General features: G+C 66.1%; 18 protein-coding genes and 1 pseudogene. 15 read left to right on the top strand and 4 right to left on the bottom strand.

The features are described from left to right. Positions 1–254 precede the first annotated feature (254 nt). The 3 genes from ACO05N_RS06795 to ACO05N_RS06805 are packed head-to-tail and all read left to right on the top strand — an operon-like array spanning position 255 to position 5,631. Complete coding sequence (locus ACO05N_RS06795; RefSeq protein WP_422056404.1) at positions 255–3,194, top strand: TonB-dependent receptor; 2,940 nt, start codon at positions 255–257, stop codon at positions 3,192–3,194. Positions 3,195–3,253: 59 nt separating this feature from the next. Next, complete coding sequence (locus ACO05N_RS06800; protein WP_422056405.1) at positions 3,254–4,441, top strand: alginate lyase family protein; 1,188 nt, start codon at positions 3,254–3,256, stop codon at positions 4,439–4,441. Next, complete coding sequence (locus ACO05N_RS06805) at positions 4,438–5,631, top strand: alginate lyase family protein (RefSeq protein WP_422056406.1); 1,194 nt, start codon at positions 4,438–4,440, stop codon at positions 5,629–5,631. Before ACO05N_RS06800 ends, ACO05N_RS06805 begins: the two co-directional genes overlap by 4 nt. Before the next feature lie 3 nt (positions 5,632–5,634). Here the strand turns inward: ACO05N_RS06805 and ACO05N_RS06810 are convergent, their stop codons facing one another. Together ACO05N_RS06810 and ACO05N_RS06815 are read right to left on the bottom strand one after the other, a co-directional pair. Then, positions 5,635–6,303, bottom strand: coding sequence for a response regulator transcription factor (locus ACO05N_RS06810; RefSeq protein WP_422056407.1), 669 nt, complete (start codon positions 6,301–6,303; stop codon positions 5,635–5,637). Then, complete coding sequence (locus tag ACO05N_RS06815) at positions 6,290–9,214, bottom strand: sensor histidine kinase (RefSeq protein WP_422056408.1); 2,925 nt, start codon at positions 9,212–9,214, stop codon at positions 6,290–6,292. Before ACO05N_RS06815 ends, ACO05N_RS06810 begins: the two co-directional genes overlap by 14 nt. A 220-nt stretch (positions 9,215–9,434) precedes the next feature. On the opposite strand from ACO05N_RS06815, the gene ACO05N_RS06820 reads away from it, so the two are divergent. The 8 genes and pseudogenes from ACO05N_RS06820 to ACO05N_RS06855 all read left to right on the top strand — a co-directional run bounded on the left by ACO05N_RS06820 (position 9,435) and on the right by ACO05N_RS06855 (position 16,853). After that, a complete protein-coding gene (locus ACO05N_RS06820; RefSeq protein WP_422056409.1) occupies positions 9,435–9,734 on the top strand; it encodes a hypothetical protein in 300 nt (99 codons plus the stop codon). A gap of 48 nt (positions 9,735–9,782) precedes the next feature. Beyond that, positions 9,783–10,439: an isochorismatase family protein gene (locus ACO05N_RS06825; protein ID WP_422056410.1), complete on the top strand. Its 657-nt coding sequence runs from the start codon at positions 9,783–9,785 to the stop codon at positions 10,437–10,439. A gap of 80 nt (positions 10,440–10,519) precedes the next feature. Next, positions 10,520–11,356: an alpha/beta fold hydrolase gene (locus ACO05N_RS06830; protein WP_422056411.1), complete on the top strand. Its 837-nt coding sequence runs from the start codon at positions 10,520–10,522 to the stop codon at positions 11,354–11,356. A gap of 21 nt (positions 11,357–11,377) precedes the next feature. Beyond that, positions 11,378–11,530 (top strand): annotated as a pseudogene (locus ACO05N_RS06835) (DUF1427 family protein); the annotation flags it as partial. 119 nt (positions 11,531–11,649) lie between these two features. After that, positions 11,650–13,509 carry an amidohydrolase gene (locus ACO05N_RS06840; RefSeq protein ID WP_422058718.1) on the top strand — a complete coding sequence of 620 codons (1,860 nt, stop codon included), beginning with the start codon at positions 11,650–11,652 and terminating at the stop codon, positions 13,507–13,509. 4 nt (positions 13,510–13,513) lie between these two features. Continuing rightward, complete coding sequence (locus ACO05N_RS06845; RefSeq protein ID WP_422056412.1) at positions 13,514–13,921, top strand: DoxX family protein; 408 nt, start codon at positions 13,514–13,516, stop codon at positions 13,919–13,921. Beyond that, on the top strand, positions 13,918–15,489 hold the full coding sequence (locus ACO05N_RS06850) for an MFS transporter (protein ID WP_422056413.1): 1,572 nt from the start codon (positions 13,918–13,920) through the stop codon (positions 15,487–15,489). Before ACO05N_RS06845 ends, ACO05N_RS06850 begins: the two co-directional genes overlap by 4 nt. Beyond that, on the top strand, positions 15,486–16,853 hold the full coding sequence (locus ACO05N_RS06855; protein WP_422056414.1) for an alginate export family protein: 1,368 nt from the start codon (positions 15,486–15,488) through the stop codon (positions 16,851–16,853). The genes ACO05N_RS06850 and ACO05N_RS06855 overlap by 4 nt, the downstream gene beginning before the upstream one ends. Here ACO05N_RS06855 and ACO05N_RS06860 read toward each other — a convergent pair. Continuing rightward, entirely contained in the window at positions 16,850–17,779 is a 930-nt protein-coding gene (locus ACO05N_RS06860; RefSeq protein ID WP_422056415.1) for a LysR family transcriptional regulator, read from the bottom strand. The two genes, ACO05N_RS06855 and ACO05N_RS06860, sit on opposite strands and share 4 nt — an antisense overlap. A gap of 112 nt (positions 17,780–17,891) precedes the next feature. On the opposite strand from ACO05N_RS06860, the gene ACO05N_RS06865 reads away from it, so the two are divergent. Next, positions 17,892–18,590 carry a pirin family protein gene (locus ACO05N_RS06865; RefSeq protein ID WP_422056416.1) on the top strand — a complete coding sequence of 233 codons (699 nt, stop codon included), beginning with the start codon at positions 17,892–17,894 and terminating at the stop codon, positions 18,588–18,590. Between the two features lie 57 nt (positions 18,591–18,647). Continuing rightward, positions 18,648–19,838 carry an MFS transporter gene (locus tag ACO05N_RS06870; RefSeq protein ID WP_422056417.1) on the top strand — a complete coding sequence of 397 codons (1,191 nt, stop codon included), beginning with the start codon at positions 18,648–18,650 and terminating at the stop codon, positions 19,836–19,838. 228 nt (positions 19,839–20,066) lie between these two features. Here ACO05N_RS06870 and ACO05N_RS06875 read toward each other — a convergent pair whose 3' ends face one another. Continuing rightward, the gene (locus ACO05N_RS06875; protein WP_422056418.1) at positions 20,067–22,724 is read right to left on the bottom strand and encodes a DUF4118 domain-containing protein; all 2,658 of its coding nucleotides are present in this window, start codon (positions 22,722–22,724) and stop codon (positions 20,067–20,069) included. Positions 22,725–23,052: 328 nt separating this feature from the next. On the opposite strand from ACO05N_RS06875, the gene ACO05N_RS06880 reads away from it, so the two are divergent. Both ACO05N_RS06880 and kdpA read left to right on the top strand, forming a co-directional pair. Continuing rightward, on the top strand, positions 23,053–23,142 hold the full coding sequence (locus ACO05N_RS06880) for a potassium-transporting ATPase subunit F (RefSeq protein ID WP_224919938.1): 90 nt from the start codon (positions 23,053–23,055) through the stop codon (positions 23,140–23,142). Positions 23,143–23,155: 13 nt separating this feature from the next. Continuing rightward, positions 23,156–24,859: a potassium-transporting ATPase subunit KdpA gene (kdpA, locus tag ACO05N_RS06885; RefSeq protein ID WP_422056419.1), complete on the top strand. Its 1,704-nt coding sequence runs from the start codon at positions 23,156–23,158 to the stop codon at positions 24,857–24,859. Positions 24,860–24,861: the final 2 nt, after the last annotated feature.

Below are 24,861 nucleotides of genomic sequence, written 5' to 3' on the forward strand. Positions count from 1 at the left end.
TAAAGCGCTCGCACCCACGCGCGCTCATTTCGACAATGTGGTGGCATGTCGCGTGCCGACCGCCGCATTTACATCTCCGGAGCGCTGCCCGTGTCTGGCTTCGCCATTGCCGCGTCATATCGCCCCCAAGAGTTGTCCTACAACTACGGCTGAAAGTCGTTGACTCTCCAGTCGAAGTTGTCATACACATCACTGACACCGGTATCAGCCGGGTTCACACCGCGCCACGGACGCGCAATGGGAGGGGGAAGCACATGACAAGTCCTATCAATATGTTGCGCGGTGTACTGCTCGCTTCGGCGACATGCGTCGCTTTCGCACCGGCACATGCACAGGACGCGGCGTCGCCGCAGTCCCCCGACCAGGTGGCGGAAGCGGCTGCCGACGAACAGGAAATTCTGGTTACCGGCGCTCGCGAAACGCAGCGCACGTCGATCTCGGTCAAGCGTAACGCCGACGTCGTGGTCGACGGCCTGGTCAGCGACGAAATCGGTGCGACGCCGGATAACAGCGTCGGCGACACGCTTGAGCGGATCACCGGCGTTTCGGCCGACCGCTTCAAGGGCAATGCCAATGAGCTATCCGTGCGCGGCCTTGGCCCCACGCTCAGCTTCGCGACCTTCAACGGCCGCGAAGTCTCGACTGCCGGCCCCGACCGCTCCGTCGCGTTCCAGCAATTCCCGTCGGAGCTGGTCAACGGCGTTCTGGTCTACAAGTCGCAGCGCGCCGATTTCCTCGAGGGTGGTGTCGGCGGCATTATCGAGCTGCGCTCGATGAAGCCGCTCGATTATGGCAAGCGCCGCCTCCAGTTCGAAATTCGCGGCGATTTCCAGCCCAAGGACGACGACGTCTACCAGCATGACGGCCTCGGCTATCGCGCCAACATCTCCTACACCGACCAGTTCAAAACCGGCATCGGCGATATCGGGATCTCGATCGGCTATCAGCGGCAGGACACGACCGCGCCCGAAGACTATTACAACGCCAACGCCACCTTCCAGGCGTGCAACACGATTGCAAACAACCCCTCGCTGGTGACGGGCAGCGCGGCTGCACTGGTCGCGGCGGGGGCGGGCGCCAACTGTACGCTCGCTACCGGCCCGCGCTCGGTCGCGCCGAGCACCGGTGCGACACCCGTGCTGGTCGGTGAGACGCGTGGTGACGTCTATTTCGCCAACTCCTCGCGCAGCTTCCGCACGCAGCAGACTTCAGAAGTTCGCGACGGTCTGATCGGATCGCTGCAATGGCGTCCGCACAGCGATTTCGAAATTTCCATCGACGGGCAATATTCCAATCGCGCCAGCCTGGAGGACCGCAACGTCCTGCAGATCACCGAAGGGTTGCGCGGCGTTCAGCCGCTGATCATCGGGAACGGGGCGAACGGCTATTCGTCAGGCGCGCTGATGAGCTATCGCGGCAATTCCAATCTCGAGAACCAGCTCGAAACGCGCCAGCGCAACGAGGAATATCTGGGCGGCGGGGTCAACCTGATCTGGTCGCCCGACCGGTGGAACATATCGTTCGACGGCTCCTATTCGCGCAGCCATCGCACCGAGAACCAGAAACAGACCCGCATGCGTTCGGCGACGCGCGTACCTTATACGCTGGCGTATGAAGGCGACAACGTCGTCCCGACGGTCGATTTCGGCACGTTCGACATCACCAACCACGCGAACTTCCTGACCACCGCAGCGAATTCGGTCTATGCCCGCCGCCGCTTCGTCACCGATCGGAAGGACGAGATCTGGGCCGCCCGACTGGACGTCACGCGTGAGCTCGACAGTTTCATCACCTCGGTCAAGTTCGGGGGCCGCTTCTCCGATCACCACCGCACGAACGACAATGCCCGTAACAACGACCTCAACACCTTGGTGGCGATCAACGGCCAGACCCCGGCGCAGCTGATCGCCCAGGCAAACCAGCAGTGCCGCGTGCCGTTCACCACGACGAGCTACATGGAGGGCACGGGTACCAACGTGTTGCGCTGGGCGACGTTCGACAACGACTGTCTGTTCCGCACCTTCACCGGCAGCGACGATGCGTTACCAACGCCCGCTGACGGGCGCGATCCCAGCGACATCGATGTGCGCGAACGGATTTGGGCGGCCTATGCCATGGCCAATTTCCGCGCGGATGAGGGGCCGGTCCCGATCAGCGGCAATATCGGCCTGCGCTGGGTCAAGACCGACATCACCTCGATCGGCTTCCGCCAGGCCTATCTCATCAACATCGACACCGCCGGCGATAGCTATTCGGTCGCAGTCGATCCCAGCCGGCCACTGACGGTCAATACCGCCAACGGCAGCTACAACTATCTGCTGCCCAGCGCGAACATCGCCTTCGACCTGACGGAGCAGCTCAAGCTCCGCCTTGCCGCCTACCGCGCCATCGCGCGCTCCGGCATCGAAAGCTTCGGCGCGGGCATCAACCTCAACCCATCGGCGGGCACCGGGCTCAACAACATCATCTTCAATGCGACGACCGGAAACCCCAATCTGAAGCCGCTACGGTCGTGGAACGCCGATGCCAGTCTCGAACTCTACGCGTCGAAAGACACGCTGGTCTCCATTGCCGGCTATTACAAATGGGTCACCGGCACGGTGATCGGCCGGTCGGAACCGCGCCCGACGGACATTACCGTCACCACCGTTCGCGACGGGGGGGCACCGGCGACCGAAACCTTCACGATCAGCCCGGTCGGCCCGGCCAATGATCTCGAGACGCGCCACCTTTATGGTGTCGAGGCAACGGTCAGCCATGCCTTCACATGGCTTCCCGATCCGCTTGACGGTTTCGGCATCCAGGGCTCGGTCAACCGCGCCTTCGCCAATTTCGAATATCCCGACACCTCGCCGATCGCGCCCTATCTGGACCCTGCCAACCTGGTCGGACTGTCAAAATGGACGGCAAGCGGGTCGGTCTATTTCGAGAAATGGGGGCTCTCGTTGCGCGCCAACCTCCGGTACCGGTCGGACTATTACAAGCCGAACGGTGGCACCAACCGCGAAATCCGCGATGGCACCTATCTGAACCTCTCGGCGCAGTACAACCTGACCAAGAATGTCCAGCTCAAGCTTCAGGCGCTCAATGTCACGGGCGAGCAGGACATCATGTACAAGGGCGGATATGACAGCATCGCCGAAGTGTCGAACAGTGGCACGCAATATTTCTTCGGCTTCCGCGTGCGCCTGTGAAGCCGATCCTTCAACTAGGCCGGACCCTTCCTCTCTTGGGCCTTGCCGTTACCGCCGCCGTGGTTTCGACCCCGGCGGCGGCCTTTAACCCAGCAGCTCCGACACAATGTCAGGGTAGCGAAGGCTATGCCGCCGCATTCGGCGGGCGCCGCACATTCACGCTGCGTCCGGAGGAGCTCGAAGCGGTCAAGGCCTCGTTGAACGATCCCGCGGTTGCCACGGCCTATCGCGCGCTGATCGCCCGCGCGGATGAGGCACTGGCGCGCAAGCCAGGCTCGGTCCTCGACAAGCGCACCATACCGCTGTCGAACGACCGCCGCGATTATCTCAGCCTCGCGCCCTATTGGTGGCCCGATCCCGCCAATCCCAAGGGTCCCTATGTCCGCAAGGACGGGCAGGTAAATCCGGAACGCGACACCAACCGCTTCGACCGCACCGCGCTCGGTCGCTTGGTCAGCGACGCCGACACGCTGGGGCTGGCCTATTATCATTCGGGCGAGCGCAAATATGCTGACAAGGTTGCGGCGCTGATCCGCGCCTGGTTCCTCGATCCCACCACGGGCATGAACCCGAACATGAACTATGCACAAGCGGTGCCGGGGCGTGAGAATGGCCGGGCCGAGGGTGTGCTCGACACCAGCGGGTTTATCGCGGTGATCGACGCCGTCGGGCTGATCGGCCCGTCGGGCGCGCTGTCGGCCGCCAAGATCGGCAAGCTTGAGGCGTGGTTCTCCGCCTATGTCGACTGGATGCGCACCAGCAAGAACGGCAAGGAGGAGGCAGCGGCCCATAACAATCATGGTGTCTGGTATGACGCGCAGCTGGCCCGCTTCGCGCTGTTCGCACGCCGCGACGACATCGCGCGCAAGACCGTCGCCGCATTTCCCAAGCTGCGGATGGAAAAGCAGATCGATGCCTCGGGCGCGCTGCCGCATGAGCTGACCCGCACGCGCAGCTTCCACTATTCGATCTTCACGCTCGACGCGGCATATCATCTGGCGGACAGCGCTGCGTGCCTGGGCAGCGACCTCTATCGGACCGAAGCCAAGGGGCGCACCCTGCGCAAGGCGACTGACTTCATCGCGGCGTATCGCGAGCGGCAGAGCGAATGGCCGCACAAGGAGCTGAAATGGCCAGCCCAGGCACTGGACGATCTGCTCGTCCGCGCCGATGCCGCGTGGGGGCCAGGCGCCTATCGACGGCAGCTGGCGGGCGATATGGCACTGCGCTACCGTTCGGCCGAATGATCGACCGCCGCACGCTGCTCGCCACGCCGCTGCTGCTGCCTGTGGCGGCGCAAGCCGCAGCGTTCGATCTGCGCGCGATCGAGCGCCGCCGGATCTTGCCGCGCGCGCGGGCCATGCTGGCCGAAGCCCCGCGCACGATCGCATCGATTCCCGCCCCGCGCAGCCCCGGCACGCGTCACGACTATTATTCCGAAGGCGACTATTGGTGGCCTGACCCCGCCAATCCCGGCGGCCCCTATGTTCGCCGGGACGGCCGTTCCAATCCCGACAAGTTCGACGGCCATCGCGATGCGCTGATCGCATTCGGGCGGATCGTGCCGATGCTCGCCACCGCCTGGGATCTGACCGGCGACGCGCGCTTCGCCACGGCGGCGATGCGTCATCTGCGCGCCTGGTTCGTCGATCCCGCGACCGCGATGCACCCCAATCTTCAGCACGCCCAGGCGGTCATCGGCGTCAACACCGGTCGCGCTATCGGGGTGATCGACACGCTGCAAATCGTCGAGGTCGCGCGCGCAGCCAGCCTGTTCGCGCGCCGGGATGCGCCCGGCTACGCACCGATCCGATCCGGCGTGGAGCGCTGGTTTTCGGACTATCTCGACTGGCTGACCACCTCGCCGTTCGGGGTCGAGGAGCGCGATCAGAAGAACAATCACGGCACATGCTGGCTGCTTCAGGTCGCGGCATTCGCATCCATGACGGAACGGCAGGACGTGCGCGCCGCCGCGCGCGAACGGCTCAAGGCGGTAATCATTCCGACCCAGATCGCGCCCGACGGCCGCCAGCCTCTCGAACTCGCGCGGACCAAACCCTATGCCTATTGCCTGTTCAACCTGGACGTACTTGCCGCGTCCGCTTGGCTGCTCTCGACACGCGACGGCGAACTGATCGGGTGGCGGACGCCCGATGGGCGATCGATTGGCCAGGCGATCGGTTTCATGGCCCCGTTCGTAGCCGACAAGCGCCGATGGCCGTTCGCGCCGGACATCGAATATTTCGACGGTTTCCCGGTGCGCCATCCCGCGCTGCTGTTCGGCGCACGCGCATTGGGCAAGCCCCGCTGGATCGAGCTGTGGCGCGAGCTGAACCCCGATCCGGTTATTCCCGAGGTAGTGCGCAACTTTCCGGTGCGGCAGCCCTTGTTGTGGATCGACTCGCCTGCGCCGCGCCGGGGCCGATCGGCAGCTTGAGGTTCAGCTCAGATACCCTCGCCGCAAGGCCACGGTGACGGCGTGGGTGCGATCGTCGACTTGCAGCTTCTCGAAGACCGCCTTGAGATGTGATTTGACGGTTTCGATCGAGATGCCGAGTTGCCAGGCGATCTGCTTGTTCGGCTCGCCCTCGGCGACCAGCCGCAGGACGGCGATCTCCTTTTCAGTCAGGCGGTCGTCAAAGGCATGGACCGCCAGATCCTGCGCAACTTCAGGCGCGATGATCCGGCGCTTCGCATGGACCGCGCGGATCGTATCGACAAGCTCCTTGCGCAGACAGGACTTGAGCAGATAGCCCTCCGCCCCGGCCGCAAGCGCGCGGTGCGCCTGCGCGTCTCCGGGATAAGTGGTGAGGATCAGCACGACGGCTTTGCGATCCTCCGCGCGAATGGCCTCGAGCGCCTCGATCCCGCCGAGGCGGGGCATCTGCACGTCCATCAAAACGACGTCGGGGCGCTTTTCGCGAAACATTGCGAGCGCTTCGTGGCCATCCTCGGCCTCACCGATCACGTCCATATCGTCGTGTCGGGCAAGCGTTGCGCAAATCCCCTCACGCATCATGGGATGATCGTCGACGACCAGCACACGGATGCGGCGCTGCGTCACGCGGATCCGCGCATCATCGCGGCCTATGTGATCATCTCCGCTCACTGCCCGACCGATACACCATGGCGGCTGGCACGGCTACCGTGACTTCGGTCCCGCCCTCACGCCGGCGGGCAATGCGCAGCGTGCCGCCGATGCGCGCCGCCCGCTCGCGCATGCCGGGGATACCGTAATGACCGCGCCGTCCCTCCCGGGCGACATCGGCCGGTATGCCGATGCCGTCATCGGCGATGGACAATTCGATACCGGTCGAGCGATATTGCAGGTCTACAGTCATGTTGGCGGCATGTGCGTGCCGGGCGACGTTGAACATGATTTCGGACGCGATGCTCGCCAGTTCGTCCCATGCCACCGGGTCGAGCGGGCGGCGCGCGCTCGACGATCGGACTGTCGTTGCGATCGCAGTTCCGGCAAGCTGTCGGCCAGCGATCTCGCGCAGTGTCGCTTCGGGGTCCTCCAGTCCGCTACCGCGCCGCAGGTCACGGAGCCGGTCGCGGCCTTCGGCCACGACATCGTCGGCCCGGTCCATCGCCTCCTCAAGCTCCCGTCGCGCCTTCGTGTCGGCGGGCAGCCCGTCTACCGCAAGCTGGAAGCGGAGCATCAGCGCCTGGATCGACTGGAGCAGCGTGTCGTGAATATCGCGCGCGACCCGCTCCCGCTCGCGCATCCGGTCCAGCAGGCGGCTACGGATACGGTGCGCGAGAGCGCGCATGCGCAATTGATAGACGAACCACAACAACAGCCCTGCCAGCGCAGCGCATAGCGCCTTGAACTTCCAGCTTTGCAGAAATGTCGGCGGGATCTCGATGGTGATCGATCGGCCCTGCCGGTTCCAGTTGCCGTTGGCATCCTGCGCAATCACGTGGAACGCGTGCCGACCAGGGCCTAGATTGGTGTAGCTTGCTTCGCGCCGCTGTCCGGCGGCCGTCCAGTCGGCGTCGGACCCGTCCATGCGGTAGAATGCGACGTTGCGCGTCGGGACCGCAAGGCTGTTGACTGCGAAACCGATGCGAAGACTGCGCGTGCCGGCAGGCAGCTCAAGCTGCGCCGGCGGATCGCGCCAGAAGCGGTCGCTTGTGGCGACCGAGCGAATAGCGACAGGCGGGGCGGCCTTTGCAGTGCGCGCCTGCGCTGGATCAACGAGCAACAGCCCGGCGCGCGAAGCGAGCAGGATGCGGCCATCCTTCAGCGCCTCGACCTGCGGCCCGCGAAAGCTGATCGACTGCCCGCGCGTTTCATAGCCGTCGAGGTGGTCGTACATGCGATATTGCAGCGTCGCACCCGGGGTCTTGAAGCCTCGCGCGAGCGCATCGCCGGCAACGCGCGCAATGCCGAGCCGAACCAGGAACCATGCCGCGCCGTCGCCACCGCGCGCCATCCCGCGCACACCAACGAGCCACGGATTGGCTCGAGTGTCGATGCGCTGGATCTGGCCGGCACGGATCCGCACGACGCCATGGGCACCGCTGACATAGACCGCATCGCCTGTCCGCCAGATCGTCGAAATCGGACCGACCCGCAGCAGGCTGGCAGAAATCGTGGATCGCGCGCTCGGCGTGAGGCGGAGCAGCCCGTCGTCGCCCGCGGTCGCGATCACGCCATCGCCGATTGGATCGGGCACGATGTCGAGCACGTTCCTGACATCGGTATAGCGTTCGATCCAGCGATCGCCCGCGCGTACCCAGAGGCCGTCTTGTCCGTCGACCCATAACCGGCCCGATCGATCTTCCGCGCAAACGGTCGGCGCAACGGGGTCAACGGGCCGCGCGAAGCCAGCGGTTTCCCTGGCACCGTAGCGCACCACGTGGCCACCGTGCACCGCCCACACGCCGCCATCGCGCGCGGGGCACAACGCCGCGATCCGCTCGCCAATCCGGCCGATGCGTTCGATAGACCCGTCGCGTGCGCGGTAGATATCGCGCGCTGCGGCGATGAAGACATCGCCGGCGCTTGCTGCGAGCTTGACGCCATCCTGCACATCGGACGGAACGGCCGACACCGGCATGATCGGGACGGGACGGTAGCGGTCGAGCCCGGCGTCGGTCGCGACCCAGATGCTGCCCTCCCGATCGGCGAACACGTCGATCGTCGCGTTGGACGTCAATTGCCGACCGATCGCGACGCGCTCGACCGCGCTCGCATCACCGATCGTGCCGCGAAACAATCCGACGCCGCGCGTCGAACCCCAAACCCCGCCGCGGCGGTCGAACGCCATCGACGGCACAGCAGCGCCCTGCACCGGCGACAGGATCGGCGAAGCAGGCAGGCGCAATCCTTGCCCGCTGCGGACCGCGCGCGTGCCGAACTGGTCGGATACCCACAATGCGCCGTCCGGCGAACGTGCCAGCATCGAAAAGCCGATCCGATCGGGCTGTCCTTCGAAGCGCATCGCGCCTGGAGCCAATCGCGCGAGGCGCCCGCGCTCCCGGCTTTCTCCCAGCGTTACCCAAAGGCTGTCATCTGCGGTGACCGCCAGCGACGCGATCTCGCCCGGTGGCAGGCCCATGGAACGGTCCACCGCCTCCCACCGGTTGGCGCGCAACCGGAACAGCCGCTCGCCCTGTCCACCCCATGCCGCCCAGATCGTGCCATCGGCGGATTGCGCGAACCGCATGATCGAGGGGGGCGCATCGCGCATCGCGACGGTCTGAAGTCGCCCGGCGCGATAGCGGGCGGGGCCGGCATTTTGATTGAACCCCACCCACAGCTGCCCCTGCCGGTCGACGAAGATCGCCGTCGGAATGGCGTTGGTGAAGCGGCGGTCAGCGGGGTTCGCGATCCGCTCGAACGTCAGACCGTCGAAGCGGAACACCCCCTCGGCCGAGGCGAGCCAGAGATAGCCGTCTGGCGTCTGCGCGATCCCGACGACATTGCCGGGCGCGCCTTGTTCGGGGGTCCAGCTGCTGTGTTTGAAACCCGCGATCTGAGCTGCCCCGCCCGGGGCGACGGCGAACATGGCAATCGCAGTCAGACAGGCGATGGCGTGGCGCAAGCGATGTTCCCCCGTGGGCGCGCGGCGGCGCACTGCCCCTCGATAGCGCAACTTCCGTGCGATCCACTCCCCCAAATGGGGGAGGCTGGCGTCCCCCCTGCCAGTGTGCCGCCGCGCGTCGTGCCGCGCTACCTGCTGACTCGTCGCTCGCCGCTCCGGTGATCGACCCAAACGGGAGGCTGGCATGCAGGACGGAAGGGTAAAGCAGGTCATGGCACCGGTGCCGCGGGCAGATCGGCGACGCTGGCATGAGCGCGCTAGCCGGCTCGTGCTGGCCTCGGCCGGCATCGCTTCGTTGCTGGCCGTAAGCGCCCTGATCGGCCGTTTGGACGAACTGGCCTTCGGCATTTTGCTTTACCTGCTCGGCCTTGCAGCCGTGCTTCGTCTGATGCTCGCCCAACCGGTGCAGTGCGACGACATTTCAGAAAATTCGAACGATCCGACCGATCTTATGTGGATGGGCCGCAAAGCACCGCGCCCTTAAGCCGCTTTCAACACCACCAACCAAGTTTTGAACAAGGGAGATGTGACCATGATAACCGCTACCGCCACCCCCGGCACCACGCTGCTTTCGCCGACCGATCATGCGCTGGTGATGATCGATTTCCAGTCGCAGATGGCGTTCGCGACCAAGTCGATCGCGGCCGAACTGCTGCGCAACAACGCCGCCCTCGTCGCAAACGCGGCTGCCGGCTTCAGGGTACCGACGATCCTGACCACGGTGGCCGAAAAGAGCTTTTCCGGTCCGATGTTCAGCGAAGTGACCGACCCGTTCCCGGGCCAGGCGCTGCTCGACCGCACGTCGATGAACACCTGGGAAGACGCCGCGGTGATCGAAGAGATCAACCGCATCGGCAAAAACCGTCTCGTGTTCGCGGGCCTGTGGACCTCGGTCTGCATTGTCGGTCCGGTGCTGTCGGCGATCGAGCAGGGCTTCGAAGCCTATGTCATCACGGACGCTTGCGGCGACATTTCGGAGGAGGCGCATGAGCGCGCCGTCGCCCGCATGATCCAGGCCGGCGCCCGCCCGATGACCGCGCTGCAATATCTGCTGGAACTGCAGCGCGATTGGGCCCGCGGCGAGACCTATGACCTGACCACCGGCATCGCCCGCAAATGGGGCGGCGCCTACGGCCTCGGCGTCACTTACGCCAAGACGATGTTCGGCGCGTCCGAAGGCGGTCACTGACCCCCCCCCGGCCGGACCGCATCCCCTGACCACCCGCGGTCCGGCCATCCCACCAAAGCCACGAAGAAAGGAACCGACTCATGAGCACCATCACGACGCAAGACGGCACCGAGATCTTCTACAAGGACTGGGGGCCCAAGGACGCCCAGCCGATCATGTTCCACCATGGCTGGCCGCTGTCCTCGGACGATTGGGACAGCCAGATGCTGTTCTTCTACAATCAGGGCTTCCGCGTCGTCGCGCATGATCGCCGTGGGCACGGTCGTTCGGCGCAAGTCGATTTCGGACACGACATGGATCATTACGCTTCGGACGCGGCGGCGGTCGTCGAGCATCTCGACCTCAGAAACGCGATTCATATCGGCCATTCGACCGGCGGTGGTGAAGTGGCCGCTTATGTTGCTCGTTACGGCATCCCGCAGGGCCGCGTCGCCAAGGCGATCCTGGTCGCGTCGGTCCCGCCGATCATGCTCGACACCGAACGCTATCCGGACGGCCTGCCGCTGGCGGTGTTCGACGGACTGCGTGCGGCGCAGGCCGCCAATCGCGCGGCGTTCTTCCGCGACGTCGCCGACACCTCCTTCTACGGCTTCAATCGCCCCGGCGCGAAGGTGATCCCGGCGGTTGCCGACAATTGGTGGCGCCAGGGAATGATGGGCAGCATGCTGGCCCATTATCAGGGCATCAAGGCCTTCTCCGAAACCGACCAGACCGACGACTTGAAGGCGATGACGGTTCCGACGCTGGTGCTGCAGGGCGACGACGATCAACTCGTCCCGTACAAGCATGCTGCCGAGTTGCAGGCCAAGCTGCTGCCCGACGCTCAGCTCAAACTCTATCCCGGCTATTCGCACGGGATGCTGACGCTGAATGCCGATGAGCTGAACGCGGACATGCTCGCGTTCATCCGCGGCTGACCGGGGCAGGGGAGCAAACGCATGAAACCCTATCTGCTTTCGCTAGGTGCCGGCCTGTTGATCGGCGTCATCTATAGCCTGATGGGCGTCCGCTCCCCTGCACCGCCGATCATCGCGCTGATCGGGCTCGCCGGCATCCTCGCCGGCGAGCAGATCGCGCCGCTCGCCAAACGGTGGATCGTGTCGCCTGTCGCACAGCATCAGGAACCTCGAACGTGACCCAGATCACTCGCCGCCAGGCGCTGGCCGGCGCCGCCACCACCGCCCTTCTCACCGCTACGGAGAGCCTTGCCATGTCGCCCAAGCAGCCCGACCTCCTGATTACCAACGCCAAGGTCACAACGCTCGACCGCGCCAACCCGCGAGCGGAGGCCGTGGCGATCCGTGACGGAAAGTTCCTGGCGGTCGGTTCGGAACCGGAAGTGCGCGCAGCGATCGGACCGAACGCACAGGTGATCGACGCCAAAGGGCGCCGCCTGATCCCCGGCCTGATCGACAGCCACATCCACGTCATCCGCGGCGGGCTCAACTACAATATGGAGCTGCGCTGGGACGGCGTGCCAAGCCTCGCCGACGCGATGGCGATGCTCAAGAAGCAGGCGCAGAACACGCCCCCACCGCAATGGGTGCGCGTCGTCGGCGGCTTCACCGAGCGTCAGTTCGCCGAAAGGCGCCTGCCGACGCTGGCCGAGATCAACGCCGCCGCGCCCGATACGCCGGTGTTCATCCTGCACCTCTATGATCGCGCCCTGCTCAACGCAGCGGCGCTGCGGGCGGTCGGCTATACCAAGGATACGCCCAACCCGCCGGGCGGTGAGATCGTGCGCGATGCCGCCGGCAACCCGACCGGATTGCTGCTGGCGCAGCCGAACGCGACCATCCTCTACGCGACGCTCGCCAAGGGGCCCAAGCTTCCCGAAGACTATCAGCTCAATTCGACCCGCCATTTCATGCGCGAGCTCAACGAGCTTGGCGTCACATCGGTGATCGACGCGGGCGGCGGATTTCAGAATTATCCCGACGATTACCGCATCATCGAGAAGCTGCACGCAGACGGCCAGCTGACGCTGCGCATCGCCTACAACCTCTTCACGCAGAAGCCCAAGGAGGAGCTGAAGGACTTCGCCACCTGGTCGACCCAGGTAAAGCCCGGTGATGGCGACGACACGTATCGGCACAATGGCGCGGGCGAGATGCTGGTCTATTCGGCGGCGGACTTCGAGGATTTCCGCGTCGAGCGCCCCGATATGCCGCCGAATATGGAGGGCGACCTTGAACCCGTCGTGCGCCTGCTCGCCGAGCGGCGCTGGCCGTGGCGGCTGCACGCCACCTATGACCAGACGATCGGTCGCGCGCTGGATGTGTTCGAGAAGGTCAATCGCGACATCCCGCTGTCCGGCCTCAACTGGTTCTTCGACCACGCCGAGACGATCAGCGAGCGGAATATCGACCGCATCGCGGCACTTGGCGGTGGTATCGCCGTGCAGCATCGCATGGCGTTTCAGGGCGAGTATTTCATCGATCGCTACGGCGCCAAGGCCGCCGAGGCGACCCCGCCGATCAAGCGGATGATGGACGCCGGTATTCCGGTCGGCGCAGGAACCGATGCGACGCGCGTCGCCAGCTATAACCCCTGGGTCTCGCTGTCCTGGCTCGTCACGGGACGCACGGTCGGCGGCACGACGCTCTATCCGGTGCGCAACCGTCTCGACCGCGAACTCGCGCTGCGCCTGTGGACCGAGCGCAACACCTGGTTCTCGAACGAGGTGGGTAAGAAAGGACAGGTCAAGGCGGGGCAGCTCGCCGACCTTGCCCTGTTGTCCGACGACTATTTCAGTGTCGCGGAAAGCGACATCGTCCACCTGCGCTCGGTGCTGACGCTGCTCGGCGGCAAGGTCGTGCATGGTGAAGGCGATTATGCGGGGATCGCCCCGGCGCTGCCCAGGCCGATGCCCGACTGGTCTCCGGTTGCGACATTTGGTGGCTATCACCGTGAGCCGGAGACCGCGCAAAAGCTGGCGAGCGCCTGCGGTTGCCATTCGGCCTGCGCGGTGCACGGTCACGATCACGCGGCCGCGCTTGCCAGCAACGCGCCGGTTGCCGACGTCCAGAGCTTCTGGGGTGCGTTCGGCTGCGGCTGCTGGGCAGTTTGAGGTCATGACGCCCGGTCCGATTGCCAAGTTGCTTGTCGACCGCCGCTTCGCGGCCTGCGCTGCCACACTGCTCACCTTGCCCTATTGGACCAGTGCGCTGGCGAAGATCGCCAACTGGAACGGTGCGGTCGGGGAGGCGGCGCATTTCGGGCTGCAACCGGCGATCCTGATCGCAGCGCTCACCATCTTCGTGCAGCTGGCCGGATCACTGGCCATCATCGTCGGACGTGGCGCGTGGCTTGGCGCAGGCGCGCTGGGGGTCTTCACTGCGCTCGCGACGCTGATCGCGCACCCGTTCTGGACGATCGCCGATCCGATCGCGCGCTTGCACGAGCGCAACACCTTTCTCGAGCATGTCGGGTTGATCGGCGGACTGATGCTGTCTGCAATCCTGCAGGAGCGCACACAATGACCGCGTCCAGCGACAAGCCGCTCAGCAACAAGCTTTTCCGCGCAATCTGGATCGCGACCATCGTGTCGAACATCGGCACCTGGATGCACGATGTCGGGGCAGGCTGGTTGATGACCTCGCTGTCGGCCGATCCGCTCATGGTCGCGCTGGTTCAGGCTGCGACCACGCTGCCAATGTTCCTGCTTGCGCTGCCCGCAGGGGCGCTCGCCGACATCGTCGACCGGCGCAAGCTGCTGATCGGCGCGCAGCTGTTCGGCCTCACCGCCACTGCAGTCCTGGCGCTCAGCACCTTTGCCGGCCTGACCAATGCCTGGATCCTGCTTGCGCTCACCGCAGCCATCGCGGTCGGCGCCGCGCTGTCCGCCCCGACTTTTCAGGCGATCGTGCCAGAGCTGGTGCCGCAACCAGCGCTGCAACAGGCGGTCGCGCTCAACAGCCTGGGCGTCAACATCGCGCGTGCGATCGGCCCCGCGCTGGGCGGCGTCATCATCGCGGCGGCCGGCACCGGCGCGGTCTTTGCGCTCAACGCCGTGTCGGTGCTCGGCGTAATCACCGTGCTGTGGCGCTGGCGGCGCGATGGGGCCCAGCGTCGGCTACCCGCCGAGCATTTCCTGGGTGCGATGCGTGCAGGGCTGCGCTACGCCATGCGCGCACCGGAGTTGAAGACCGTGCTGATCCGCTCGGTCGGCTTCTTTGTGTTCGCCAGCGCGCTCTGGGCGTTGCTTCCGATCATCGCGCGGCGGGATCTGGGACTAGGACCGGCGGGCTATGGCGGGCTGCTCACCTTCATGGGATTGGGTGCGATCGCCGGTGCGATGCTGATGCCGCGGCTGCGCGGCAAGCTCGGCGCGAACCGCACGACGGTCGCCGCGTCGCTGTTTCTCGCCGCGTCCATGGCCGGGCTCTCGCAAGCCAATGGCTTTGCCACTGCCGCCATGGCGCTGGGTGCAGGCGGCTTTGCCTGGATCGCGATGATGGCATCGCTGAACGGCGGCGCGCAGGCCAGTTCGCCCGGCTGGGTCAAGGCGCGCGCGCTCGCCATCTATCTGCTCGTTTTCCAGGGGTCGATGACCGCCGGCTCGACGCTGTGGGGTAGTGTCGCCGGGCAGATCGGCGTGCCGCTGACGTTGCTTGCCGCTGCCGGCCTGCTCGCGGCCGTCACGCTGGTGCTCGCGATGCTCTATCCGCTTGATGGGATGGCGAAGCTCGATCTCGCGCCTTCGCTGCATTGGCCCGCGCCGCTGATTGACGGCGAGGTGGAGCATGATCGCGGCCCGGTGCTGGTGACGATCGAGTATCGCGTCGACCCCGCGCGCGTGCCGGATTTCTTCGCGGCGATGCAGGACATGCACCGCATTCGCCGCCGTGACGGTGCGATTCATTGGGGCGTCTATGAGGACGCCGCCGAACCGGGTCTGGTGCTCGAAACCTTCACGGTCGAAAGCTGGCTCGAGCATCTGCGCCAGCATGAGCGGGTGACGAATGCTGATCGCGTGCAGCAGGATGCGGTGCGCGCCTTTCAGCGCGAGGATGCGCCGCCGGTGGTGCGGCACCTGATCTCGCGATGAAGTGGGTGGCGTTTCTAGCTGCGCTCGCCTTGGCATCTGGGACGGCGCGGGCACAGGTCGCACAGACCAATCTTCGCTATGACGAGGATTGGTCGGCAGCGTCCGCCACCGCGCAACGCGACGCGCACTGGTGGGAGCGGCTGAAGGCACGGCCGCTCGACGCCGATGGCGAGGTCACGCTGACGTTGGGTGGCGAAGCGCGGGCGCGGTACGAGGGGTTCGCCGACAATCTGTGGGGTCAGTCCCCGACGGGCGCCGATGACGGCTATCTCTGGCTGCGCTTCATGCCGCTGGCGAGCGCGAAAGCCGGTCCGATCCGCGCCTTCGTGCAGGGGATCGCCGGTTACGCCATCGGGGTGGCCGGCGGGGCAGGGCCGGTGGACCGCACCGGGGTCGATCTGCTCCAGGGCTTTGTCGACGCCCAACTGCCCGTTGCCGGGGGCATTTTGACCCTGCGCGGAGGGCGTGAGCTGGTTGCGCTGGGATCGGAGCGGCTGGTCGGCACGCGCTATGGTCCCAACATACCGCAGCCGTTCGACGGCGCACGGGTAGGCTGGCAGCGCGGGGCGTGGAAGCTCGAGGCACTGCATCTGCGCCCGGTCGCGGCCCGCCACGGCAGCTTCGACGATCGCAGCTCGCCGACCAAGCGCCTCGACGGCGTCTACGCAACGCTCCCCCTGAACGGGTTTGCCAATGCCGATCTCTATTGGCTGCACTATGGCGACGCGGCAGCGCGGTTCGGCGGCCGGGTCGGTGACGAGCGACGGGACACCTTCGGTGTGCGGCTGTTCGGCAAGCAGGGGCCGATCGCGTGGAACTGGGAAGCGATGCTCCAACGCGGCAGCTTTGCTGGGCAGACGGTCCGTGCCTGGTCGATCGCCACCGAAACCGCGTATACGCTGAGCGGAACGATGCAGCCGCGCCTTCGCCTGCGCGCCAACATCGCGAGCGGCGATCGCAGCCCTGCTGATGGCCGCCTCGGCACGTTCAACGCGATGTTCCCAAAGGGCAAATATTTCGGCGAACTCTCACCGATCGGCCCGCGCAATATCATCAATGTCCACCCCGGCATCGACGCCGATCTCGGGTCGAACCTGTCGGTCGAGCTGGCCGCAATTGCCTATTGGCGGTTCAGCCGCGGCGATGGCGTCTATGACGTGCCGGGGCAGTTGATCCGTCCCGCCGACACCGCGACGGCCCGCCATATCGGCAATCAGGCCGAGCTGTCGCTTGGCTGGCAGGCGACGCCGATCCTCGGGCTTTCGGCGTCAGCCTCGATCTTCCAGCCCGGCGACTTCCTCCGTCAGACCGGCAGCGCCCGCCCGATCCGCATGATCGGGGCCGAGGCGATGCTGCGCTTCTAAATGTCGCCCAGACCTGCTTCCTCGGCATCCTCGCGGCCCAGCGCCACGAACTGGTCGAGCAGCCAGGCGGCGGCGGGCCCCGGCGGGGTGTCGCGCCGCCAGATACCGGCGAAGCGATAGGTGCCGCCGACATGGTCCGGCATGACCAGGCGTACGAGCGTCCCGGCCGCCAGATCGCCCGCAATCATCGGCCCCGGCATGTTGCCCCAGCCGATCCCCTCGCGCAGCAGCGCGTGCTTGGCACCGAGATCGGCGAGCCGCCACGTCTTGTGGCTGGTCACCGAATAATCATGGCCTTCAGTAAAGCGCGAGCGATCGGTCAGGACCAGCTGCGTATGGCCGCGCGCTGCGCCGGGCGGGATCGCGGCCATCCGGCCGAGCGGGTGATCGGGGGCGGCGACGGGGATCATCGGCAGCGAGCCTGCGGCGACGCTGTCGATCCCCTCGACCCCGGCGGCGAGTGGGCCGGAAATGCCGATGACAGCGGTGCGATCCAGCACCATCGCGGCGATCGCGCCCAATGCCTCGACATGCAGCCGCAGCGAGACCGTGGGGAATTCACTCGCGAACGCGCGCAGCACTCGGCCCAGCCGATGGGCGGGCAGCATGACGTCAACCGCCAGATCGACTTCCGCCTCCAGGCCGGTGAGCAACCCACGCACCTTGGCGCGCAGCCCGTCCATGTCCTGCGCCAGCGCGCGCGCCTCGGAAAGCATCGCGCGACCGGCGATCGTCAGCACCGGTTTGCGCGTGCCGGATCGCTCGAACAGCGTCAGGCCAAGCTGCGCCTCAAGGTTGGCAATGCCATAGCTGATGACCGAGACCGCGCGATTGAGTTTGCGCCCCGCGGCGGCAAAGCTCCCTTCGTCGACAATGGCGAGAAACACGCGCAGTTGGTCCAGGGTCGGCGTGCCGGGTTCGCTCACTATTCAACTCCGTCGAACGATATGCCGCAGTTTATCCCTCTGATCGAAAATGTCGGCAAGGCTTATCTCCAACCTCATGGCCGGCGGGATTGCCGGCGTCAGGAGACATGAGATGATCGAACTTCGCCCCTTTGCCAGCCTTGGCAGTGCCAATCATGGCTGGCTCGACGCCAAGCACCATTTCTCGTTCGCCGGATATCATGACCCGGCGCGCACCAGCTGGGGCAATCTGCGTGTGTGGAACGACGATACGATCGCGCCCGGCACCGGCTTCCCCGCGCACCCGCACCGCGACATGGAGATCATCACCTATGTACGCAAAGGCGCGATTACCCACCAAGACGATCTCGGCAACAAGGGGCGGACTGAGGCGGGCGACGTGCAGGTGATGAGCGCCGGCACCGGCATCCGCCACTCGGAATATAATATGGAGCCGGATGAGACCCAGATTTTCCAGATCTGGATCATTCCCACCCGGGCGGGCGACAAGCCGCAGTGGGGCGCAAAGCCGTTTCCCAAGGACGAACGCGCTGGCCAGTTTGTGACGCTGGCTTCCGGCTATGACGGCGACAGTGATGCACTGCCGATCCGCACCAATGCGCGGGTCGTGGGAGCGACGATCCTGGCGGGCGAGCAGGCGATCTATCCGGTCGGCAAGGACCGCAAGGCCTATCTCGTCGCGGCGACCGGCCTGATCGAAGTCAACGGCGTCCGAGCCGAGGCCCGCGATGGTGTCGCGATCAGCGACGTCGACTCGATCACCGTGACGGCGATCGATGATGCCGAGATCGTATTGGTCGACGTCGAGTGAAACCAGCGCGGGGCGCCGCAACCGGCCGCTCCGCGCCCCCCTCAGCAGGAACATGCCATGACCGCGATACCCTCTGACGTCCCCGCCACCAGCCCGGCGGCTCCGCGCACCAGCACCGTCTTTGCGATGGCGGTGGCGGCGGGCATTGCGGTCGCCAACATCTATTACAACCAGCCAATGCTCGGCTTGATGGCCGGCGACCTGGGGCGATCCACTGCCGCATGGGTGCCGACCGCGACTCAGCTCGGCTATGCGGCGGGCCTGTTCCTGCTCGTGCCGCTGGCCGATCTGGTCGAGCGCCGGCGGCTCATCGTCGTGCAGTTCATCGCGCTGGCGCTCGTCCTTGCCTTGTTGGCCACGGCATCGACGCCCCTGCTGGTCGTCGCCGCCTCACTGGCGGTCGGTGTGTTCGCCACCGTCGCGCAGCAGATCGTGCCTTTCGCCGCGCATCTCTCCGCTCCGGAACGCCGCGGTGCCACGGTCGGCACAGTCATGGCCGGACTGCTGAGTGGCATCCTGCTCAGCCGCACGCTCGCCGGTGTCGTCGCGACGCATGCTGGCTGGCGCGAGATGTTCTGGGTGGCAGTGCCGATCGCACTTGCAGCCGCCATGTTGATGGCGGTGCGTTTGCCCGCCAGCCTACCCGACAGCGGCTTGCGGTATGGCACTCTGCTTCGCTCGCTCGTGCATCTATGGGTTGCGCATCCGGTGTTGCGCCGTGCATCGGTCACCCAGGCGCTGCTGTTCGCCGGGTTTAGTGCGTTCTGGACCGTACTCGCGCTACGCCTGCAGACGCCGCCTTTCGCCTATGGTGCGGACGTTGCGGGCCTGTTCGGCATCGTCGGCGCAGTCGGCGTGCTCGCCGCGCCGATCGCCGGCAGGCTAGCGGATCGTCGCGGTGCGCGATCGGTGATCCTACTTGGGACCGCCGCGACGCTGTTAGCCTGGGTGATCTTCGGCCTGTGGACTTCGCTCGCCGGCCTTATCTTGGGCGTGCTACTCCTCGATTTCGGCGTGCAAAGTGCGCTCGTCTCGCATCAGCAACTGATCTATGCGCTGCAGCCGGATGCCCGCGCGCGGCTCAACACGCTCTTCATGGGGATCATGTTCGTTGGCGGCGCGGCCGGATCGGCAGTTGCGCTTACCGCTTGGAATTTCGCAGGCTGGTCCGCCGTTGCCGGCACCGCTGTAATCGCATCGATCGTTGCGATGCTGTTGCAGCGGGTGCGCAGCAACCACGACCTTTGAGCGCAGCGCGCACGGTGCATGAGTCGCGGCGGCGGTCTCGCGCGTGTCTCAGACCATTACGCTGGTCACCTCATCGATCCTCTTGTCTCCGATCCAAGGAAGATGTGACGGTCAAGAGACGCGAGCCAGAAGTCGCTGTGACGCGTGTTGGCCGATCAGCTCCACCAATCCAACACATTGAAAGCGTGCAATTCTCTGGCCCGAGCGGCCAGGGCCTGTGGCGCGCGCCTAGGATGCGGCTGGGGCGCCCGGCAGCAGCTGTTCGGGAAAGCGCAGGGTGAAGACGGCTCCGCTGGTGGGGTGATTGCGGGCCTCGACGTCAACTGCCATGGCCGTGGCGAACCCCTTGACGATGGCGAGCCCGAGCCCGCTGCCGCCATGGCGATCGCCGCCGCGCCCTTGCGCGAATGTCTCGAAGATCAGCGCCTCCTGTCCTTCGACGAGGCCGGGCCCTTCGTCGCGCACGGACAGCTCGACCGCGTCGCGCGTGCGGGCGCCTTCGATCGTAATGGTGCCCGTTTCACCGCCATGCTGCGCGGCGTTGGCGAGAAGGTTGATCAGGATATGATGGAGCAGCGTCGGATCGGCGGTGACGAAGGGCAGATTGGCGGGGACGCGCAGGTCGATATGCCGCCCGCGGAACAGGTCCTTCAGGTCATGGACCGCGCCGCCGATCGCGTCGGTCAGATCGATCGGCTCGGGACGCAGTTCGAGCGCGCCGGCATCGATCCGCACCATGTCGACAAGATTATCGAGGAAACGGCGCAGCCGGGCGACCTCCATCCGCGCGATCGGCAGGCTCGGCGCCCCAGGATGGTCAAGCGCGATGGCGTCGATTGCGGTGGCGACCGAGGTCAGCGGCGTGCGCAGATCATGCCCGATCGATGACAGCAGCGCCGCGCGCAGCCGGTCGCGCTCCTTGAGGATCGTGACCTCGCGGACCTCATCCTCCAGCTTCAGCCGTTCATGCGCCAGTGCCGCCTGACCCAACAGGGTCTGGAGCAGCACCGCGCGGTCGGCGCGCACCGGGTCGCGTCCGTCGGTGCGGGCAATGCCGATCACCGCGAGCACGCCGAGTGCGGTCTTGAGCGGGTGGAACTGCCAGTCGGCGGCGTTGAGCGTCCCGGTGCCGACTCCCGCCGACTCACCGCGATCCCACGACCAGTCGGCGGCGGCGGCGTTGACCGGCCCCAGTTCGCCTTCGGCTGTGGGGCAGCTGGCTACGGTGACGAGCGCGGCATCGCGGCGGTTGAGCAGGAGGACGTTGACGTCGAGCAGCTGCGAGACCTCTTCGCAGATGATCCGGCTGGTCGATTCCCAGTCCGATGCACGTGCCAGCGCCTGACCGAAGGCGGCGATGGCGGCATTTTCCTGCGCACCGCGTGCGCCCAGCGTCGCCCGCGCCTTGAGCTTTGCGGCCAGGTTCGCGGTGAATGCGGCGATGCCGATCAGCACGAACATCGTCAGCAGGCTTTGCGGGTCGGCGATGGTGAAAGTGTGGAGCGGCGGGAGGAAGAAGAAGTTGTAGGTAAGACCCGCGAGCAGCCCGGTGACGAGCCCCGGTCGCAACCCGAACCGGCCCGACGCCACAATCACGGGCAACAGGAAGATCAGGTCGACCCCGCCCAGCCCGATCCAGGGTTCGACCAGCTTTCCAAACAGGGTGGTCGCGGCGACCATCGCGACGATCGCGGCATATCCACCGGGATCGCCCCACAGCCCCTTGCGCGCCGTCCGCGCTGCCGCGCGTTCGCCCGGCTCTGTCGCGGGGATGACATGCACCGCCAGCCCTGCGCTCGACCGCAGCATCGCATCGACCACCGACCCGTGACGCAGTGCGAACCACCAGCTGCGCACCGACTTGCCGATCACCAGCTGGGTCGCGCGCATCCCCTGAACGTGCGTCGCCAGCCCCTCGATCACGCTGGCGGCGGGCACCGTCGCGATCGTCGCGCCAAGGCTCGCGGCGAGGCTGAGCGCGTCGGCGATACGGCGCTTGTCTCTCTCGCCGAACTGCTCGGCGCGCGGGGTTTCGATATAGACCGCCTGCCATGGCGCGCGCAGCGCATCGGCGAGCCGCTTGGCGGCACGCACCAGCGCGTCCGAACCGGGCAGCTCGCTGATCGCGACCAGCACCCGCTCACCCCCGGCGAAGGTGCCGGGCAGGGCGCTGGCGTCGAGATGCTCGATCAGCGCCTGATCGACGCTCAGTGCCGCGCGGCGCAGCGCCATTTCGCGCAGCGCGGACAGGTTGGGCTTGGAGAAGAAATGGCCGAGCGCGCGGGAGGCTTCGGCGGGGATGTAAACCTTGCCCTCCTTCAGCCGCTCGATCAGCTCGTCGGGAGGCAGGTCGACCACCTCGATCTCGGCGCCGTCGAACACGCTGTCGGGCACCGTCTCGCGCACGCGGACCTTGGTGAAGCTTGCGACGACGTCGTTGAGGCTTTCGACATGCTGGACGTTGAGCGTCGTATAGACATGGATGCCCGCGTCGAGCAGCTCCATCACATCCTGCCAGCGCTTGGGGTGGCGGCTGCCCTCGACATTTGTGTGGGCGAACTCGTCCACCAAAGCGAGCTGCGGGCGGCGGGCCAGTACCGCGTCGAGGTCCATTTCTTCCAGTTCATGCCCGCGATAGGGCAGGGCGCGGCGAGCGATCACCTCGAACGGCGCGACCAGCGCCTGCGTTTCCGCGCGGCCATGGGTTTCGACCACCGCGACCACGACATCGGTTCCGGCATGCAGCCGTTCGGCACCCTCGCGCAGCATCTCGAACGTCTTGCCGACGCCGGGTGCGGCGCCGAGGAAGATTTTGAGGCGCCCGCGTTGTTCGCGCTTCGCGGCGCGCAACAGGGCGTCGGGGGAGGGGCGTGTCGAGTCCGTCATCGTCAACCAGATCGTCCGTTTGGGCTGAGCCTGTCGAAGCCCCGTCCCATACAGCGCATGGGAAGCCCTTCGACAGGCTCAGGGCAAACGGGGTTGGGGAAGCGGGGCGGAAAGTCCAGCGGCCATCGCGATCTATATGCTTTCTTAATGCCCCGCGCCCGCATTCACCGGCGAACCTTAACGGGGTCCGCGCCTAATTGACCCTCCGAAACCATTCGGAGTCCGCCCCCCATGTCTTCCCTCATGTCTGACGTGATCTGGCTCGCCGTGCTCGGCGGCCTGTTCCTCGCGACGCTCGCCTATCTGCGCCTGTGTGACGAGGCGTGAGATGAGCCTTCACCTGACCCTCGCCGGCATCACCGCGCTTGCCCTGCTCATCTACCTCGCCGCCGTGCTCGTCCGGCCCGAGAAGTTCTGAAAGTCCAGATCCTATGACTGTCCAGGGATGGGGGTTGATCCTCCTCTTCGTCGCGCTGGTCGCGGCGCTCGCCAAGCCGATCGGGCTGTGGCTCTTCGCGCTCTATGAAGGGCGCCGCACGCCGTTGCACGCCGTGCTCGGGCCGGTCGAGCGTGGCTTCTACACGCTTGCCGGGATCGATCCGACCGTCGAGCAGAGCTGGCGCCGCTACGCGCTGCACATGCTGATCTTCAACCTCGCCTTGCTGCTGTTCACCTATGCGGTGCTGCGCCTGCAGGGCGTGTTGTCGATGAATCCGCGCGGTCTCACCGGGATGATCGCCGATGGCGCGTTCAACACCGCGATCAGCTTCACCACCAACACCAACTGGCAATGGTATTCGGGTGAGGTTGCGCTGTCGAACCTCAGCCAGATGCTGGGGCTGACGATCCACAACTTCCTGTCCGCCGCGACCGGCATCGCCATCGCCTTTGCGCTGTTCCGCGGCTTTGCGCGGCGGCAGGTGAGCGGGCTCGGCAATTTCTGGGCCGATGTCACCCGCGTCACGCTCTATCTGCTGCTGCCGCTGTGCATCGTCTATGCGCTGTTCCTTGTCGCCAATGGCGTGCCGCAGACCTTTGCCAGCCTGGTCGATGCGACGGGGCTTGAGGGCGTGAAGCAGTCGATCGCGCTTGGCCCGGTCGCCTCGCAGGAGGCGATCAAGATGCTCGGCACCAATGGCGGCGGCTTCTTCAACGCCAACAGCGCGCATCCGTTCGAGAATCCCAATGCGCTGACCAATCTGGTGCAGATGCTGTCGATCTTCGCCATCGGCGCTGGCCTCACCTGGACCTTCGGCAAGGCGGTGGGCAACACGCGCCAGGGCTGGGCGATCCTCACCGCGATGCTGATCCTGTTCACGGTCGGCGCGGGCGTCACCTATTGGGCCGAGGCCGCCGGCAACCCGAACCTCCACGCGCTCGGCGTTGCGGGCGGCAATATGGAGGGCAAGGAAGTCCGCTTCGGCATCGCCGCGAGCGCGCTGTTCTCGGTCGTCACCACTGCCGCGTCATGCGGCGCGGTCAATGCGATGCATGACAGCTTCACCCCGCTGGGCGGCATGATCCCGCTGTTCAACATGCAGCTGGGCGAAGTCGTGATCGGTGGCGTCGGTGCGGGCATCTATGGCTTCCTGCTGTTCGCCATCCTCGCCGTGTTCGTCGCGGGGCTGATGGTCGGCCGCACGCCGGAATATGTCGGCAAGAAGATCGAGAGCCGGGAGGTCAAGCTGGCGGTACTCGCCATCGCGATCCTGCCGCTGAGCATCCTCGGCTTCACCGCGCTGGCCGCCGTGCTGCCCGATGGGCTGGCGGGGCCGCTCAACAAGGGGCCGCATGGTTTCTCGGAAATCCTCTACGCCTTCACCTCCGCGACCGGGAATAACGGGTCGGCCTTTGCCGGGCTGACCGCGGGCACGCCTTTCTACAACGGGCTGCTGGGGGTCGCGATGTGGCTGGGCCGGTTCTTCGTGATCGTGCCGGTGCTCGCCATCGCGGGCAGCCTCGCCGCCAAGAAATACACGCCGGAAACCGCGGGTTCGTTCCCGACCACCGGCGGCCTGTGGGTCGGCCTGCTCGTCGGAATCATCCTGATCCTCGGCGGCCTGACCTTCCTCCCCTCGCTCGCGCTTGGACCCATCGCCGATCATATCGCGATGGTCCACGGCCAGCTGTTCTGAGT

The sequence above is a fragment of the Sphingomonas sp. genome, assembly GCF_965227385.1.
Lineage (GTDB): Bacteria > Pseudomonadota > Alphaproteobacteria > Sphingomonadales > Sphingomonadaceae > Sphingomonas.